This is a genomic window from Streptantibioticus cattleyicolor NRRL 8057 = DSM 46488, assembly GCF_000240165.1.
GTDB lineage: Bacteria > Actinomycetota > Actinomycetes > Streptomycetales > Streptomycetaceae > Streptantibioticus > Streptantibioticus cattleyicolor.
In genome coordinates this window covers 958,805-973,351 of the sequence record NC_017585.1, presented here as the reverse complement: position 1 = coordinate 973,351, position 14,547 = coordinate 958,805, and the positions used below count along the sequence as shown (strand labels likewise).

General features: G+C 73.9%; 15 protein-coding genes. 7 read left to right on the top strand and 8 right to left on the bottom strand.

Annotated features, from left to right (window positions below):
• Nucleotides 1-13 precede the first annotated feature (13 nt).
• The gene (locus tag SCATT_RS32015; RefSeq protein WP_014151208.1) at nt 14-1,213 is read left to right on the top strand and encodes a CaiB/BaiF CoA transferase family protein; all 1,200 of its coding nucleotides are present in this window, start codon (nt 14-16) and stop codon (nt 1,211-1,213) included.
• Nucleotides 1,214-1,233: 20 nt separating this feature from the next.
• Nucleotides 1,234-2,019, top strand: coding sequence for a crotonase/enoyl-CoA hydratase family protein (locus SCATT_RS32010; protein WP_014151209.1), 786 nt, complete (start codon nt 1,234-1,236; stop codon nt 2,017-2,019).
• Nucleotides 2,020-2,038: 19 nt separating this feature from the next.
• Here the strand turns inward: SCATT_RS32010 and SCATT_RS32005 are convergent, their stop codons facing one another.
• Complete coding sequence (locus tag SCATT_RS32005) at nt 2,039-2,851, bottom strand: DUF4190 domain-containing protein (protein ID WP_014151210.1); 813 nt, start codon at nt 2,849-2,851, stop codon at nt 2,039-2,041.
• A 111-nt stretch (nt 2,852-2,962) separates the two neighbouring features.
• A complete protein-coding gene (locus SCATT_RS32000) occupies nt 2,963-3,718 on the bottom strand; it encodes a dienelactone hydrolase family protein (protein ID WP_014151211.1) in 756 nt (251 codons plus the stop codon).
• Between the two features lie 367 nt (nt 3,719-4,085).
• Here SCATT_RS32000 and SCATT_RS31995 point away from each other — a divergent pair, with 367 nt between their 5' ends.
• Nucleotides 4,086-5,054, top strand: coding sequence for a TauD/TfdA family dioxygenase (locus tag SCATT_RS31995; RefSeq protein ID WP_014151212.1), 969 nt, complete (start codon nt 4,086-4,088; stop codon nt 5,052-5,054).
• The gene (locus SCATT_RS31990; RefSeq protein WP_014151213.1) at nt 5,044-6,528 is read left to right on the top strand and encodes an MFS transporter; all 1,485 of its coding nucleotides are present in this window, start codon (nt 5,044-5,046) and stop codon (nt 6,526-6,528) included. Before SCATT_RS31995 ends, SCATT_RS31990 begins: the two co-directional genes overlap by 11 nt.
• Before the next feature lie 16 nt (nt 6,529-6,544).
• On the opposite strand, the gene SCATT_RS31985 is transcribed toward SCATT_RS31990, so the two are convergent.
• A complete protein-coding gene (locus SCATT_RS31985) occupies nt 6,545-7,771 on the bottom strand; it encodes an FAD-dependent monooxygenase (protein WP_014151214.1) in 1,227 nt (408 codons plus the stop codon).
• 108 nt (nt 7,772-7,879) lie between these two features.
• Between SCATT_RS31985 and SCATT_RS31980 the strand changes: the two genes are divergently transcribed.
• Together SCATT_RS31980 and SCATT_RS31975 are read left to right on the top strand one after the other, a co-directional pair.
• Nucleotides 7,880-8,461 carry a TetR/AcrR family transcriptional regulator gene (locus SCATT_RS31980; protein WP_014151215.1) on the top strand — a complete coding sequence of 194 codons (582 nt, stop codon included), beginning with the start codon at nt 7,880-7,882 and terminating at the stop codon, nt 8,459-8,461.
• Between the two features lie 149 nt (nt 8,462-8,610).
• Nucleotides 8,611-8,850 (top strand): hypothetical protein, encoded by a 240-nt coding sequence (locus tag SCATT_RS31975; RefSeq protein ID WP_014151216.1) that lies wholly within the window; start codon nt 8,611-8,613, stop codon nt 8,848-8,850.
• A 10-nt stretch (nt 8,851-8,860) separates the two neighbouring features.
• Here SCATT_RS31975 and SCATT_RS31970 read toward each other — a convergent pair whose 3' ends face one another.
• From SCATT_RS31970 to SCATT_RS31955, 4 genes are all read right to left on the bottom strand, one after another.
• On the bottom strand, nt 8,861-9,229 hold the full coding sequence (locus tag SCATT_RS31970; RefSeq protein WP_014151217.1) for a hypothetical protein: 369 nt from the start codon (nt 9,227-9,229) through the stop codon (nt 8,861-8,863).
• 106 nt (nt 9,230-9,335) lie between these two features.
• Nucleotides 9,336-10,529: an amidohydrolase gene (locus SCATT_RS31965; RefSeq protein WP_014151218.1), complete on the bottom strand. Its 1,194-nt coding sequence runs from the start codon at nt 10,527-10,529 to the stop codon at nt 9,336-9,338.
• Nucleotides 10,530-10,690: 161 nt separating this feature from the next.
• On the bottom strand, nt 10,691-11,944 hold the full coding sequence (locus SCATT_RS31960) for a serine hydrolase domain-containing protein (protein WP_014151219.1): 1,254 nt from the start codon (nt 11,942-11,944) through the stop codon (nt 10,691-10,693).
• A gap of 202 nt (nt 11,945-12,146) precedes the next feature.
• Nucleotides 12,147-13,196 carry an alpha/beta fold hydrolase gene (locus SCATT_RS31955; protein ID WP_014151220.1) on the bottom strand — a complete coding sequence of 350 codons (1,050 nt, stop codon included), beginning with the start codon at nt 13,194-13,196 and terminating at the stop codon, nt 12,147-12,149.
• A gap of 64 nt (nt 13,197-13,260) precedes the next feature.
• On the opposite strand from SCATT_RS31955, the gene SCATT_RS31950 reads away from it, so the two are divergent.
• Nucleotides 13,261-13,755, top strand: a complete 495-nt coding sequence (locus SCATT_RS31950) for a winged helix-turn-helix transcriptional regulator (protein WP_014151221.1) — start codon at nt 13,261-13,263, stop codon at nt 13,753-13,755.
• Here the strand turns inward: SCATT_RS31950 and SCATT_RS31945 are convergent, their stop codons facing one another.
• A complete protein-coding gene (locus tag SCATT_RS31945) occupies nt 13,756-14,346 on the bottom strand; it encodes a hypothetical protein (protein WP_014151222.1) in 591 nt (196 codons plus the stop codon).
• Nucleotides 14,347-14,547 lie beyond the last annotated feature (201 nt).

The window sequence follows — 14,547 nt, the reverse complement described above, 5'->3', positions numbered from 1 at the left end:
CGACGAGGACTCCATGACTTCCGCAGCCAACCCGTCCACCGGCGCGCTTCCCGCCCTCGACGGCGTCCGGGTCATCGACCTGGCCGGCGTCATCATGGGACCGTACGCCTGCCAGATCCTCGGTGACCTCGGCGCCGACGTCATCAAGATCGAGCCGCCCGGCGGCGACGTGATGCGTCTGCTGCACCGGCGGGACGCCGACAGCACCGGGGCGCTCGCCCTCAACCTCACCCGCAACAAACGCAGCGTCGTCCTCGACCTGAAGCAGCCCGCCGGCAAGCAGGCCGCCCTCGACCTGATCGCCACCGCCGACATCCTGGTCACCAACATGCGTCCGCGCGCGCTGCGCAAGCTGGGCCTGACCTACGACGACCTGGCCGAGGCCAACCCGCGGCTGGTGTACTGCAACGCGCAGGGGTTCCGCTCCGACTCCCCCGCCGCCGACCTCGCCGCCTACGACGAGGTGATCCAGGCGACCTCCGGGATGGTCGACCTGATGCGCCGGGTCACCGGCGAGCCGTACTACATCCCGACCGCGCTCGCCGACAAGGTGTGCGGGCTGACCATCGTCTACTCGGTGCTGGCCGCGCTCGTCGCCCGGGAACGCACCGGCCGGGGACAGCATGTCGAGGTGCCGATGGCCGACACGATGTTCGCCTTCACGCTGGTGGAACACATCGGCGGCCGGGCCTGGGAGCCGCAGGCCGGGCCGGTGGGGTTCCCCCGCTCGCTGGCCCCCGGCCACAAGGCGCTGCCCACCAAGGACGGCTGGGCCTGCATCCTGCCGTACAACCACCGCAACGCCGCCGACTTCTTCGAGTTCGTCGGCCACCCCGAGGTGATGGAGCGCTTCACCCCGGAGCGGTTCCAGAACCAGCTGGGCGAGTTGTACGAGGCCGTCGCCGAGTACACCCCGCGCTTCACCACCGCGCAGTGGCAGCGGTTCTGCGGCGAGCACAGCATCCCGTTCGCCCCGGTGATGGACCTGGACCACGCCGGCGAGCACGACTACTGGGCGGCCGGTCACATGCTCGACGTCCAGCACCATCCGCACGAGGGCGACTACCGGGTGATCGGCAACCCGGTGCGTTTCTCGGCGAGTTCCGACGGCGTCCGCCGGCACTGCCCCGAACTGGGAGAGCACACCGCCTCGGTGCTCGCCGAGATCGGCTACCCGCCGGACCGGATCGCCGAGGTGACCGGTTCCGGCTGATGTGACGCGAGAGGCATCCGATGTCCCAGACCCCGACCGCCGACGACGCCCCGGTGCTCACCGAGGAACGCGACGGCGTCCTGCTGATCACGCTCAACCGGCCGCACGCGAAGAACGCCGTGGACCGGGCCATGGCGCAGGCGCTCGCCGCCGCGCTCGACCGCCTCACCGAGGAGTCCGCGCTGCGCGCCGGTGTACTGACCGGGGCCGGCGGGGACTTCAGCGCCGGGATGGACCTCAAGGCGTTCGCGCGCGGTGAGACCCCGGTGCTGCCGGGCCGTGGCTTCGGCGGACTGACCCGCGCGACGCTGCCCAAGCCGCTGGTCGCGGCCGTCGAGGGGTGGGCGCTGGGCGGCGGCACCGAGATGGTGCTCGCCTGCGACCTGGTGACCGCCTCCACCGAGGCCCGGTTCGGGCTGCCGGAGGTCACCCGGGGCATCGTCGCCCCGGAAGGCGGCCTGCTGCGGCTGCCGCAACGCATCCCGCGCAACATCGCGGCCGAACTCCTGCTCACCGGCGCCCCGTTGACCGCGCCGCGCGCCGCGGAACTGGGGCTGGTCAACCGGCTGACCGATCCCGGCGGGGCGGTCGCGGCGGCGCTGGAGCTGGCCTCGGCGACGGCCCGCAACGCACCGCTGTCCATCGCCGCCGTCAAGCACGTGCTCCACGAGGCGGTGGGCATGGCGGAGGCGGACGCCTTCCGGCTCCAAGACGAGATCATCGCCCCGGTGCTGCGTTCCGAGGACGCGGCGGAGGGGCCGCGTGCCTTCGCCGAGAAGCGTCCGCCGAGGTGGCGGGGCCGGTGACGTTCCGCGCACCGCGCGCCTAGCCGATCCGGCCGCTCCAGGTGGCGTCGTCGTGCTCGATGTCCGGGGAGAGTTCCACCCGTACCTCGTCGGCCGCGTCGGGGGAGACGGAGAAGGTGAAGGTGGTCGCCGCCTTCTCGCCGGGGCGGAGCCGGCCGGCGAAGGGCTTGGTGGCTCCGTCGCCGTCGTAGACGACGTCGGTCTCGTCGCCGTCCGCGTCCCGCATCGTGGGCAGCGTGCCGTTGATGTCGAGGGGCTTGTGGCCGCCGTTGACGATGGTGATCTCCACCTGGACCGCCAGGTCGCCCTTGTGGTGGCCGACGGCGATGTCGCCGAGGCGGTAGCGGTGGGGCTGGGAGACGGTGACGGCCACCCCGTCCTCGTAACTTCGGGTGCGGCCGAAGCTGAGGGGTTTGTCGGCGGAGGGGTCGGCGGGGGCGGCGGAGGCGATGCGGCGGTGTTCGTCCGCGCGGACCTTGGCGGCGACGTGCTTGAGGAAGATCGCGGAGAGGACGACGCCGGCTATCGCCATCACGACGGCCACCCCGCCCAGGATGCTGCCGGCCACGGCGACGCCCTTGTTGGTGGCGGTGCCGTTACGGGCGCGGCCGACCCCGACCAGGCCGAAGACCAGGCCGAGTACGCCGAGGACGCCGGAGAACCAGAAGAGGAACGGGACGAAGCCGATGAACACCCCGACGATGCCGACCACCAGCGCGGCGACCCCCAGGCCGTTGCGCGGCTGGGTCAGCGGCAGCAACGGCCCGGGGTAGGGCGGCGGCGGGCCCCAGGGGGACGGTCCGGGGTCGGTGCCGGGGGGCGGCATGGTCATGCGCAGTCCTTCGTCAAGAATTCAGGCCAACACATCACCATAGCAGGCTATTTACCCCGACTTTACTTGTTTTCCGTTTCCCCGGACGGCTCCGCGGGGGCCTTCGCCACGTCAGAGCGTGCGCCCGAACAGCTCCAGCAGGTCGCGCCAGTGCCGCTCGTCCGCCTCGGCGTTGTAAGCCGCGGTGTCGTTCTGGGTGTATCCGTGGTGGGCGCCCGCGTACAGCTCGCTGCGGTAGCGCGCGCCCGCCGCGTCCAGCGTCTGCTCCAGCGTCTTGATCTGGTCGGCCGTCATCGACGGGTCCTGGTCGGCGTGGCCGAAGTACAGCTCGGCGGTGACGTCACCGAGGAGCCGGTGCGGGCTGTCCTCGGCGTCGGTGACCAGGCGGCCGGTGTGGAAGGCGCCGACCGCGGCGATCCGCCCGGGGTGGGCCGCCGCGGCGCGGAGCGCGAGCGCACCGCCCATGCAGTAGCCGGTGGCACCCACCGGGCCGTCGGCCACCAGCGGGGAGGCGGCCATCCAGTCGAGGTAGGCACCGGCGTCCCGCACGGCGAGCTGCGGGGTGAGCGACTGCATCACCGGGAAGAGGTGCTCGAAGATCTCCGGCCGCTCGCGGGGGTCGATGAACTCCGGCAGCTCCACGATCGGGGCGCGCCCCGCCCGGTAGAAGACGTTGGGCACCAGCACCGTGTAACCGTGCCCGGCGAGCCGGCGGGCCATCGCCTCCAGCGAGGGACGCAGCCCGAACGCGTCCATGAACAGCAGGACGCCGGGGTGCGGGGCGTTGTCGTCGGGGTGGGCGAGGTAGGCGTCGGCGGCGCCGTCCGGGGTGGGGAGGTCCAGGGAGGTACCGTGCACGGTGGTCATGTCCGCACCTTTCATGGGGTTTCCCGGGCGGCACGGGAAGAGGCGGGCCGCCCGTCCGCCGGTCACCGCCGACGGGTCACCACACGGTAACCCCGCCGGACCGCGCCGCCCGCCGCGCCCCGCCCTCCCGCCACCGGGACCGGACGTCGCCGCCCCCGTCCGCCCCCGCGGATGTAAGGGGCGCTCACCAGCGCGCTTTAACGTGCCTTTTACTTGCCGAGTGACGGTCGTCACTTCGCCCGATCTCCACGCCATGAATACTGGGCGCGGCCGGCCCACTTCCCGCCGGCACATTCCCTCGGCACGGCGCAACGCACCACTCATGCACCCCGTCAGTTCGTGAAGCCCACGGAATCGGAGCAGCACCATGAGTGAAACAATCGCCCGTAAACCGCTCGCCGACCACATCGTGGAAATCGAGGTCGACCCGGAATGGGCGGACGACCTCCCCGCGGCGCACGACGTTCTGGAACGCCATTTCGGCACACCGGTGTACGGCAGCGGGCTCACCCCGTCCGACCGCCCCGACGAGTTGCGCGCGGCGCTGCTGGCGTCCTGCGAGCGACTGTCCGGCGTGGTCCGGACCCTGACCGAGGTGCTGCGCACCGACAGCGTGGTGGTGGTGCCGCGAACCCACCTGGCCGGCCTCGACGTGGAGGACCGGGGGGTGATGCTCTACTCGCTCGCCCTCGGCCTGGGTTACCCCACCGGCACCGATCCCCGGCACAGCCAGGTGGTCTGGCCGGTCACCGCGCGGGCCAGGAACGGCGACTACTTCGCCACCTACTCGGAGCTGGACTCGGAGGCGGCCTACCATACCGACGCCCAGTACTACCCGGATCCGGAACGGTACTTCCTGCTCTACGCGGTGCGCGCGGCGCGCTGCGGCGGCGGCGAGAGCCTGCTGCGGGCCAATGCCCACATCCTGGAGTTCATGGGCGCCACCGCGCAGGGGCGGCGGGCCATGAAGGTGTTGCAGGCGCTCGACGTCCCCTTCCGCATTCCCTCGGTGTACACCGATTCCGGCAAGGCCGAGGAACGCGTCTACACCTTCGCGCCGATCCTCGGTGAACACAACACCCTGCGGTGGCGGAAGGACACCGTGGAAAAGGGCCTCGCCGAACGTCCGGAGTACGACCACCCGGCGTTGCGGGAGGCCATCGGAATTCTGGAGACGGCGCTGCGGGAGGCACCGCAGGAAGTCCGCACCACGCTCGGGGACGACAGCCTCGTCCTGGTGGACAACCACCGCGCGGTGCACGCCCGTACCGCGTTCCGGGACCACGGACGCCATCTGCTGCGCATCCGGTTCCACGACACCAGGCATGTCCGCTGAGCCGGTGGTGACCGCCGGCGGCGGGCAGGGCGCGGGCGGCGGCCGGGTGCCGTCGCCCGCGGCCCTGTCGCCGGCCCGCAAGCGGCTGGTGCTGGCCATCGCGTGCATGAGCACCTTCCTGGTGAACCTGGACAACACCATCGTCAACGTGGCGCTGCCGGACATCCGGACCCAACTGCGGCCTGGTGTGGCCGGGTTGCAGTGGATCGTCGACTCCTATCTGCTCACCCTGGCCTCGCTGCTGATCCTCAGCGGTTCGCTGGGCGACCGGTTCGGCAGGCGGCGGGTCTTCGGCACCGGGCTGGTGGCGTTCGCGGCGGGTTCGCTGCTGAGCAGTCTGGCGCCGAGCACCGGCTGGCTGGTGGCGTTCCGGGTGGTGCAGGCGGTGGGCGCCTCGATGCTCAACCCGGTCGGGATGTCCATCATCGGCAACGTCTTCCCCCAACCGCAGGCGCGGGCCCGCGCGTTCGGGGTGTGGGGGGCGGCGGTGGGGCTGGGGATGGCCTCGGGGCCGGTGCTGGGCGGGGTGCTGGTGCAGGCGTGCGGCTGGCGGTCGGTGTTCTGGGCCGGTATCCCGGTGGCGCTGGCGGTGGCCGTCTGCGCCCGGCTGTTCGTCCCGGAGAGCAGGTCGCCGGCGCGCGGCGGGCCCGATCTGGCCGGGCAGGGGCTCGTCCTGGTGCTGCTGGCCGGGGTGGTCTTCACCATCATCGAGGTGCCCAGGGCGGGGTTGTGGTCGCCGCGGACCGTGCTGGGCGCGGTGCCGGCGGTGCTCGCGGCGGTGGCCCTCGGCCCGGTGGAACGGCGGCGCCGCGATCCGCTGATCGACTTCCGGTTCTTCCGCAGCGTGCCGTTCACCACCTCGATGGTGATCGCGGTGCTGACCTACGCGGCCATCGGCGGCTTCCTCTTCCTCAACACCCTCTACCTCCAGGACGTCCGCGGCTACTCACCGTCGCGCGCCGGGCTCTACACCCTGCCGATGGCGGTGGGTACGGCGGTGGGGGCGCAGTTGTCGGGGCGGCTGGTGCGGTCGCGGGGCGCGGTGGTGGCGCTGGTGGCGGCGGGGCTGTGCGTGAGCGGGGCGGCGTTGCTGACCATGGCCGTGGTCGGCACCCGTTCCTCGGTGCCGCTGCTGACCGGGTACGCCCTGCTGGGGCTGGGCTTCGGCGGTGCCAACACGCCGGTGAACAACACCGCGATGGCCGGGATGCCGCGCAGCCGGGCCGGGGTGGCCGGGGCGGTCGCCTCCAGCAGCCGGCAGGTGGGCCAGTCGCTGGGGGTGGCGGTCTTCGGTGCCATCGTGGCCGCCGGTGCCGGCGGTGACCTGGCGGCCGGGTTCGCCCGGGCCAGCGTGCCCGGCTGGCTGCTGATCACCGGCATCGGGGTGGCGATCACGGTCCTCGGGGCGGTCGCCTCCAGCGCCGCGGCGCAGCGGTCGGCGCGGCGGACGGCGGCGGGGTTCGAGGAGCCGTGACGGACGCCACCCGGCGTCACGGCGCGGGGGCGGCCGGCGGACGCCAGCCGAACGTCGGCGCCGTCGCCCGTACCACGGCGGCGCGCGGCAGCCGTCCGGCGAGCGCGAGCGCCGCGTCCCGCAGCAGCACGGCGGGCGGCGCCGTCACCGCGACCGCCCGGCCGACCCTGCGGGAGCGGGCCACCACGCCGGTGGTGCGGGGCAGCCGGGCCGCGGTGTAGGCGGGCAGCGCCCGGTACGGGTCCTCGCCGGGGCGCACGAGGTGGGCCAGCACCACCGCGTCCTCCACGGCCTGGCAGGCGCCCTGGCCCTGGAACGGGGTCATGGCGTGGGCCGCGTCGCCGAGCAGGGCCACCCTCGCGTGGTGGAACGCGGGCAGTGGTTCGGCGAGTTCGTACACGTCGTGGCGGAGGACGGCGTCCGGCTCGGCGGCGGCGAGCAGTTGGGGCAGCGGTGCGCACCAGTGGCCGAAGCGGCGCAGCAGTTCGGCCCGTTCGTCGCCGTCCGGGGCGCGTTCGCCGGCCGGTGCCGTGACGGAGGCGTACAGGTAGACCCGGCCGTCGACGAGGGGCGCGAGTCCGGCGAGCGCGCCGGGGCCCCAGGTCTCGCCGAAGGGCACCGGGCGGGGGCCGCCGGTGATGACGGTGCGCCAGGTGGTGAAGCCGGAGTAGCGCGGTCCGGGGTGGCCGGGGAAGAGCCGGTCGCGGGTGCGCGAGCGCAGGCCGTCGGCGGCGACGACGAGGTCGGCGGTGAGGTCGTGGCCGTCGGCCGTGACGGTGGCCGGGCGGTCGGCGGAGCCGGGGTCGCGTACGTCGGCCGGGGTGCCGGTGCGCACCACCCCGTCCGGCAGCGCGGCGGCGAGTACGGCCACCAGGTCGGCGCGGTGGAGTACGGCCACCGGATCGCCGAAGGCACGGGCCAGCTCGGCTCCGCTGGTGCGGGCCAGCCAGCGGCCCGAGGGGCGGCGCAGCCCGGCCTCACCCTGGACGGCGGCGCGTTCCCGGACGGCGTCGCCGAGCCCGAGGACGTCCAGGGCGCGCAGGGCGTTGGGGGCGACGGCGAGGCCGGCGCCGACCGGGTCGAGGGCGGCGGCGCGTTCGTACAGGCGCACCCGCCAGCCGTGCCGGACGAGGGCGAGCGCGGCGGTCAATCCGCCGATGCCGCCGCCGAGGACGACGGCGCGTGGAGGTCCGGGTACGCCGTCGGGTGCGGCGTTCCACGAGGTCACGGGGTCGGTGGGCATGGGCCATCCCTTCGCCTGCACTACGGCTGTAGTGAGACCACGGTACTACAGACGTAGTGGCGTGGCACTACGCCCGTAGTGAACGCGGGGGTCGGGCATCATCGGGGCATGACCTCGCCGCGCGCCGCCCTCATCGCCGACACCGCCATCGCCCTGATCGCCGAACGGGGCATGCGCGGCCTCACCCACCGCGCGGTGGACGAGGCCGCCGGGCTGCCCGCCGGTTCGACCTCCAACCACGCCCGCACCCGGGCCGCCCTCCTCCAGGCGGCGCTCGACCGGCTCGCCGAGATCGAGACGGCCGACTACCCCACCGGGCCCGAGGCCGCCCCCGACCCCCGGCCGCCCCGCGAGGTGCTCACCGAGACCGTGGTCACCGGGCTCCACGCCGCCCTCACCCGGGGCCGCACCCTCACCCTGGCCCGCTTCGAACTCGCCCTGGAGGCCAACCGGCGCCCCGAACTGCGCGCCCGCTACGACACGTTGGCGCAACGGTTCCGGCGTACCGCCGCCGCCTTGCTGACCGCCGCCGGCAGCGCCGACCCCGACCACCACGCGGCCCTGCTGATGGCCTGGTGCGACGGCGTCCTCTTCCACACCACGGCCGGCTCCGCGCAGTCCCGCGCCCCCTCCCCCGGCCACCTGCGCGAGCACGTCGACCGGCTGCTGACGGCGCTGCTCGGCACCTAGGGTTCTGCCCGGTGAGCGGCGTCCGGTGCTATGCGTCGGCACCAGGGGTGACCGGCGCCGCCCGTTTCCCCCGGGCGGCGCCGGGTACCCGGCGCCGCGACCGCCGCACCGAGGACGCGCGGCCACCGAGCACGAGGATGGCGACCACCATGCCCCGACGGAACGACAAGCGCCGCCACGACGCCCCGGACACCGCCGAGGACCCCGCCGACCGCGGCCCCGGCGCCCACTCCGGACGCGAACAGCGCGCCCGCGAGCGCTCCCTCCCCGGCACCGCGAGCGCCGCCGAGGGCTACTCCGACAGCGCCACCGCCCGCAACGACCCCCTGCGCGGACTCACCCCGGAGGATTCCGAAACCCCTGAGGAGACCGACGAGAAGGACCGCTGAACGACGCGGGTCAGCCGCTCGCGTCCAGCCACCCGGCCATCAGCCGGCGCCACTCGTCGCGGGCCCGGACGTACGCGCGTTCCGCGTCGGGGTCGGCCCAGGGGTGGCCGTTGTCGGCGTAGTCGGAGACCTGGGGGGTGGTGGGGTCGTGCCGGCGGCGGCGTTCGAGGTCGGCGTGGAGGAGTTCGTCCTGCCGGCGCCGGAGCGCGGCGCACGCGGGGACGCGGCGCTCGATCTCCTCGTAGACCTCGTCGTCCAGACCGGTCAACGCCCACTCGGCCGGGCCGCGCCGGCTGCGGCCCTCCAGCATGATCCGGACGTGGGTGCGCAGTTCGTCGTCGGTGAGCGCGGCCAGCCCGGTCGGATCCTGTTGCGTCACGTCGCCCCTCCACGTTCGCCGGGGTGTCCGCCCCGGTCATACAGATCTTCTGCCCGGCGCGGGGCGGTTGGATGCCGAACTCCCGCGCGGGAGCGCGCCGTTGGGGTCAGCGCTCGGCGGCGGCCCGGGCGCGCAGTTCCGCCCAGGCCCGGCGGCCGAGTTCCGGGTCGGCCAGGAGGTCGGCCGCGGTGCCGGCGAGCGCCTCGGCGGCGGCCAGCATGGTGCGGCGACCGCGTTCGGAGGCCGCCGCCGCCGCGAACCGCGGGGTGTGGTCGGATCCGTCGGGGTCCATGATGGCGACGAACGGGTGGATCGTCGGCACCCGGGTGCTGACGTTGCCCACGTCCGACGAGCCGAGGTACACCCCCGGCTCGGGCTCCGTGGCGGTGATCCCGGCGCGCGCGAGGTGGCCGGTGAAGACCCGGGCGAGGGTGTCGTTGACGCGGAAGTGCTCGTAGAGCGTCGAGGCCCGGGTGATCTCCACCGTGGTGCCGGTCGCCAGCGCGACGCCCTCGGCGCACCGGGACACCTCCGCGATCAGCTCCTCCAGCGCCGCCGTGGTGGCCGCGCGCAGTCCGAAGCGCCCCTCGGCGTACTCCGGCACGATGTTGGTGGCCCGTCCGCCGTCGGTGACGATGCCCTGGACGTGCGAGGCGGCGGGGAGCCTGCGCTGGAGGACGCCGAGGGTGTTGAAGACCTGGATCAGCGCGCCGAGCGCGTCGATGCCCTCGGTGGGGTTGCCGGTCGGGTGGGCCGAGCGGCCGTGGAAGGCGACCTGGTACTGCACCTGCGCGGTCAGCGGCGCCCACGACCAGCTCTCCACCCCGGGGTGGAACATCAACGCCGCGTCGACGCCGTCGAACACCCCGGCGTCCGCCTCCACCGCCTTGCCGCCCCCGCCCTCCTCGGCGGGCGTACCGACGACCAGCAGCGTGCCCGGCACCTCGTCCAGCGCCCGCCGGAGGGCCACCGCGGCGCCCAGTCCGGCCGCCGCGATCAGGTTGTGGCCGCAGGCGTGGCCGAGCCCGGGCAGCGCGTCGTACTCCAGCAGGAACGCCACCGTCGGCCCGCCGCCCCGCCCGGCCCGCGCGGTGAACGCGGTCGGCAGGCCGGCCGCGCCGTGCTCGACGGCGAACCCCTCCCGTTCCAGCTCCGCGGTGAGCCGTGCCGCCGCCCGGTGCTCCTCGAAGCCCAGCTCGGGGTGGGTGTGCAGGTCGAGTGCCACCTCCCACAGCCGGTCGGCCGAGGCGGCGACCTCGGTGGCGATGCGGCTGTGCTCCGGGCGGGCATCGGTGGTCACGGGCGCCTCCTGACGTCAGCGGCTTCGACGGTGGCCGCGACCCCGCGCGACCGGCCGGGACCGTCCGGCCGGGCGAGGGGCACGACACCACCCGCGTACCCCGATGCCCGCCCGGAGCCACCCCGGGTACGCCGGGTTTCCGCGCGCGTGGTGCGACCGGGTCAGGGCCGGGCGGGGTGCGGGGCGATCGCGGCGATCAGCAGGCGGTCGCCGATCGCGGACGGCCTGCCGTCGTTGCGGGTGGTGGTGGAGACGGAGAAGACACCGCGCACGGACAGGTCCCGGGTGGCGAACATCCCGTTCGCGTAGCCGTAGTCGTGCCCGGTCTTCCCCCACAGCACGCCGCCGCCCGGCAGCGGCACCGCCATCAGGCCCACCCCGAAGCACGCGGGGCCCGCCGTGCCGTCCGGCCGCACGCAGTTGGAGGTGCCGTGGTAGGGCACCGGCTTGCCGTCCGCTCCCTCGGGGAGGGTGAACATCTGGTCCAGCCACGCGGCGGGCAGCAGGCGTCCGGAGAAGAGCGCGGTGATGAAGTGGTCGAGGTCGGCCGGGGTGGAGATCATGTTGGACGGGTCGCCGCCCTGTTCGCTGACGTCCACCGGCCGGCCGTCGCTGCCGGTGAGGTAGCCGTGCAGGTAGGGGCGGGGCATGCGCGGATCGTCCTCGGGCACCGAGGTGTGGGTCAGGCGCAGGGGCTCCAGGACGCGCGCGGTGACCTCGTCCTTGAAGGAGTGGCCGGTGAGGTGCTCGATCAGCTTGCCGGCGATGCGGAAGCCGAGGCTGTTGTACTCCTGCTCGGTGCCGGGGGCGAAGTGCGGGCCGGGCCGGGGGCGGCCGGCGGGGCGCAGGGTGTCCTCGATGACCTGGTCGAAGGTGCGGTAGTCGTAGCGGTGGGCGATCATCTCGTCGGTGGTGGGCGCCGGGGCGCCCTCGTCCACGTCGGGCAGGCCGCTGGTGAAGTCGAGCAACTGCCGTACGGTGATGGGCCGGAAGGTGTCCGGCAGCAGCCCGGGCAGGTACTGCTGCACGCTGCGGTCGAGGTCGAGCTTGCCTTCGGAGGCGAGTTGGAGGGCGATCACCGACTCGAAGGTCTTGGAGATGCTGCCGATGTGGAAGTGGGCGTCCGGCGGTATCCGCCGGCCCGTCACGGAGTCGGTGGTCGATCCGGTCCACAGTTGTCCGGGCCGTCCGACGCGGGCGATCACCCCGGCAGCCCCGTCCCCGGTTCGCGGTTCGATGGCCGCCCGCAACGCGGCCGGGTCCAGCGGGGGTACGGCGTGCGGGGCCGGCGAGGTGACGGCGGTGGCGGTGTGCCGTGCCGCGGCGGACGCCTGCGGTCCGGTCGCCGCCACGGCGGTCACCACGGCCGCGGCCACCAGGCCGAACGCCGCCGCGCGGCGAGGGTGACGGGTCATCAGGCAACTCCATGCGTGCTGGTCTGCGGTACGTGATCAACTTCCGGACCAGAGTGGCCCCTCGCCCCACCCCGCGGCCATCGGGTAAGCCCCCGGAACGCCCCTGAGCGGACCCTGACGTGTCCCTGACGCCTCTGGCCCGGTGACCCGCACCGCGGCCCACGGCGAGGACGACGCGAGCACCGGCGCCGTCAACCCGCGGTCACGCGCCCGGCCACTGCCCGGGTACCTTCCGTGCGAGCCAGCCGGCCAGGGCGGCGTTGACCTCGGCGGGGCGTTCCATGGGCGCCCAGTGGCCGGTGTCCACGGTGGCCTCGGTGAGGTCAGCGCAGTGCTCGCGCATGGGCTCGGCGAGCCGGGTGAACGAGGTGTCGGCGACCGCGTCGTACCGGGCGCCGATGAAGAGCACCGGCATCGCGAGCCGGCCGCCGTCCACCGAGGTCTCGGTGTAGGCGAGGTTGGCCTCGTCGTTGAGGTAGTAGGCGGTGGGCGCGGAGAAGCCGTTGCGGGCGAACGAGGCGCCCAGTTCGGCCAGGAGTTCCGCGTCGAGGACGACGGTGTCGGCCGGGACGTCCGGGGCCGCGTCGGCGCCGCCGAACCAGCCGCCGTCCCGGGTCACCGTCGAGGTGACGGCCGGCTTGCCGAAGGCGTCCGGGTTGCCGCGCCGGTAGAGCGCCTTGACCGTGCGGTACGGCTCGGCCTCGAAGACCCGCGCGGCGCGCTCGGGTTGGCGGCGGTAGTAGTCGATGTAGTCGAACTGCGCGTACGGGTGGGTGTCGGCCGGGTAGATCGACCGGTCGACGTGGCGCACCAGGGTCTCCAGGCCGCGTTCGAGCACCCCGTACGGGACGCAGATCCCGCTGACGGCGGCGCAGCGTTCGGGGTGGTGGGCGGCGAGCCCCCACACGGTGGCGCAGCCCCAGTCGTGTCCGACCCACACGGCCCGCTCGCGCCCGAGGTGGTCGAGGAGGGCGACCATGTCAGCGACCACGTGCTGCTGCGCGTAGGCGGCGCGGTCGGGGTGGACGGTGGATCCGCCGTAGCCGCGCATGTCCGGCGCGACGGCCCGGAAGCCGAGCGCGCCGAACGCGGTGAGCTGGTGCTTCCAGGTACGCGCGATGGCCGGCCAGCCGTGGACGAAGACGATCAGCGGACCGTCCTCGGGCCCGGCGGCGAGGTAGGCGGTGGTGTGACCGCCACTGGTCACGGTGCCTTCGGTGAGGACGGTGTCGGGGTGTTCATCAGTCGGCATGGTGTCACCCTAGGCCGCACCGTCGTCCGTGCCGCGACCGGCCGGTGATCCCCCGCGTTTCCGGATGACCGGTACCATCCGCAGGGTGTCCGCCAAGTCCGCCCGGCCGCGGCCCTGTTCGATAGCGAACGCGCTGTCCGTCATCGGTGAGCGCTGGAGTCTGCTGGCGCTGCGTGAGGTCTTCCACGGGGTGCGGCGGTTCGACCAGATCGCCGCCAACACCGGTGCGAGCCGTGACGTCCTCGCCACCCGGCTGAGAAAGCTGGTCGATTGCGGGGTCCTCGCCAAGGAGCAGTACCAGGCGCGTCCGCCGCGTTACGACTACACCCTCACCGACGCCGGCCGGGCGCTCCAGCCGGTGCTGCTCAACCTGATGGACTGGGGCGACCGTTACGTCACCGAGGGTGAGCCGCCCACGGTGTGGCAGCACGAGTGCGGTGCCGTGCTGCGTCCGCGTACGGTGTGCGGGGCGTGCGGGGAGCCGTTGCGTCCGGGGGGTTCGCGTCCGGTGCGGATCGGCGGGGCCGCGGTGCCGGAGGGGCCTGGTGCCGGCGGCTGATCAGGTGTCGGCCGAGGGGCGTTCGCGGTACCAGCGCTCGAACTCCCCGGGGGTACGCACCCCATGGTCGAGCACCGCCCGGTAGACGTCGTAGCCGCGCGCGGGGTGGCCGGCCAGGGTGTGCTTGAGGCGCAGGACGGCCAGGCGGGTCGCCGGGGTGAGCCGGGGCGGCAGGGTACGCAGGTGGACGTGGCTGGGCTGGCGGTCGGGCCGGTCGACGAACCAGATGTCGAGCGTCCAGTCGTGCCCTTCGCGGCTGCGGCAGCGCACCCCGAGGTAGAGGCCGTCGGGGTACCGGGGATCGGTGTTCCAGTGGCCGGTGTCGTCCCGGAAGGTGACCTCCCGTACCCGTTCGTGGACGGCGAGCCGGGCGCCGATCGCGGCCACCGCGGTGGCCGTCGCGGGGGTCAGCCGCGCGCAGACCACGTCGATGTCCAGGTCGCGGCCGGTCATCAGGGCGAGCGCCGCGCTGCCCACCCGCACCGGGCGCCCCACACCGGACAGCAGCGCGTCCAGCCCCAGATCGCCGGCGACACGGTCCGCCTCGGTACACAGCCGGTCCTGCCGGCGCAGCAGTTCGTCGTCGTCCATCGTCCTCAGCGTACGACGGCGGGCCGTTGTGACCTTGCTCACCAACGGCTCCCACACCGGGGGGAATTGAGGCGATCCGATCACTTCCGTCCCGGTACGGCGGGTGGCGTACCGGAAAAAACACCGTCACACGGCGTTCACAACTGGCTCTACGATCATCGCCTGCCGCACCGCGAGCCTCCCCCCACCACCGCGACGGCC

What these genes read in the sequence shown, in the direction of transcription:
- SCATT_RS32005 (WP_014151210.1), bottom strand. Translation starts at nt 2,851, where the DNA reads ATGACCATGCCGCCCCCCGGCACCGACCCCGGACCGTCCCCCTGGGGC.
- SCATT_RS31960 (WP_014151219.1), bottom strand. Translation starts at nt 11,944, where the DNA reads ATGACCCGTCACCCTCGCCGCGCGGCGGCGTTCGGCCTGGTGGCCGCG.
- SCATT_RS31980 (WP_014151215.1), top strand. Translation starts at nt 7,880, where the DNA reads ATGACCTCGCCGCGCGCCGCCCTCATCGCCGACACCGCCATCGCCCTG.
- SCATT_RS31975 (WP_014151216.1), top strand. Translation starts at nt 8,611, where the DNA reads ATGCCCCGACGGAACGACAAGCGCCGCCACGACGCCCCGGACACCGCC.
- SCATT_RS31955 (WP_014151220.1), bottom strand. Translation starts at nt 13,196, where the DNA reads ATGCCGACTGATGAACACCCCGACACCGTCCTCACCGAAGGCACCGTG.
- SCATT_RS31950 (WP_014151221.1), top strand. Translation starts at nt 13,261, where the DNA reads ATGACCGGTACCATCCGCAGGGTGTCCGCCAAGTCCGCCCGGCCGCGG.
- SCATT_RS32015 (WP_014151208.1), top strand. Translation starts at nt 14, where the DNA reads ATGACTTCCGCAGCCAACCCGTCCACCGGCGCGCTTCCCGCCCTCGAC.
- SCATT_RS31985 (WP_014151214.1), bottom strand. Translation starts at nt 7,771, where the DNA reads ATGCCCACCGACCCCGTGACCTCGTGGAACGCCGCACCCGACGGCGTA.
- SCATT_RS31995 (WP_014151212.1), top strand. Translation starts at nt 4,086, where the DNA reads ATGAGTGAAACAATCGCCCGTAAACCGCTCGCCGACCACATCGTGGAA.
- SCATT_RS32000 (WP_014151211.1), bottom strand. Translation starts at nt 3,718, where the DNA reads ATGACCACCGTGCACGGTACCTCCCTGGACCTCCCCACCCCGGACGGC.
- SCATT_RS31990 (WP_014151213.1), top strand. Translation starts at nt 5,044, where the DNA reads ATGTCCGCTGAGCCGGTGGTGACCGCCGGCGGCGGGCAGGGCGCGGGC.
- SCATT_RS31945 (WP_014151222.1), bottom strand. Translation starts at nt 14,346, where the DNA reads ATGGACGACGACGAACTGCTGCGCCGGCAGGACCGGCTGTGTACCGAG.
- SCATT_RS32010 (WP_014151209.1), top strand. Translation starts at nt 1,234, where the DNA reads ATGTCCCAGACCCCGACCGCCGACGACGCCCCGGTGCTCACCGAGGAA.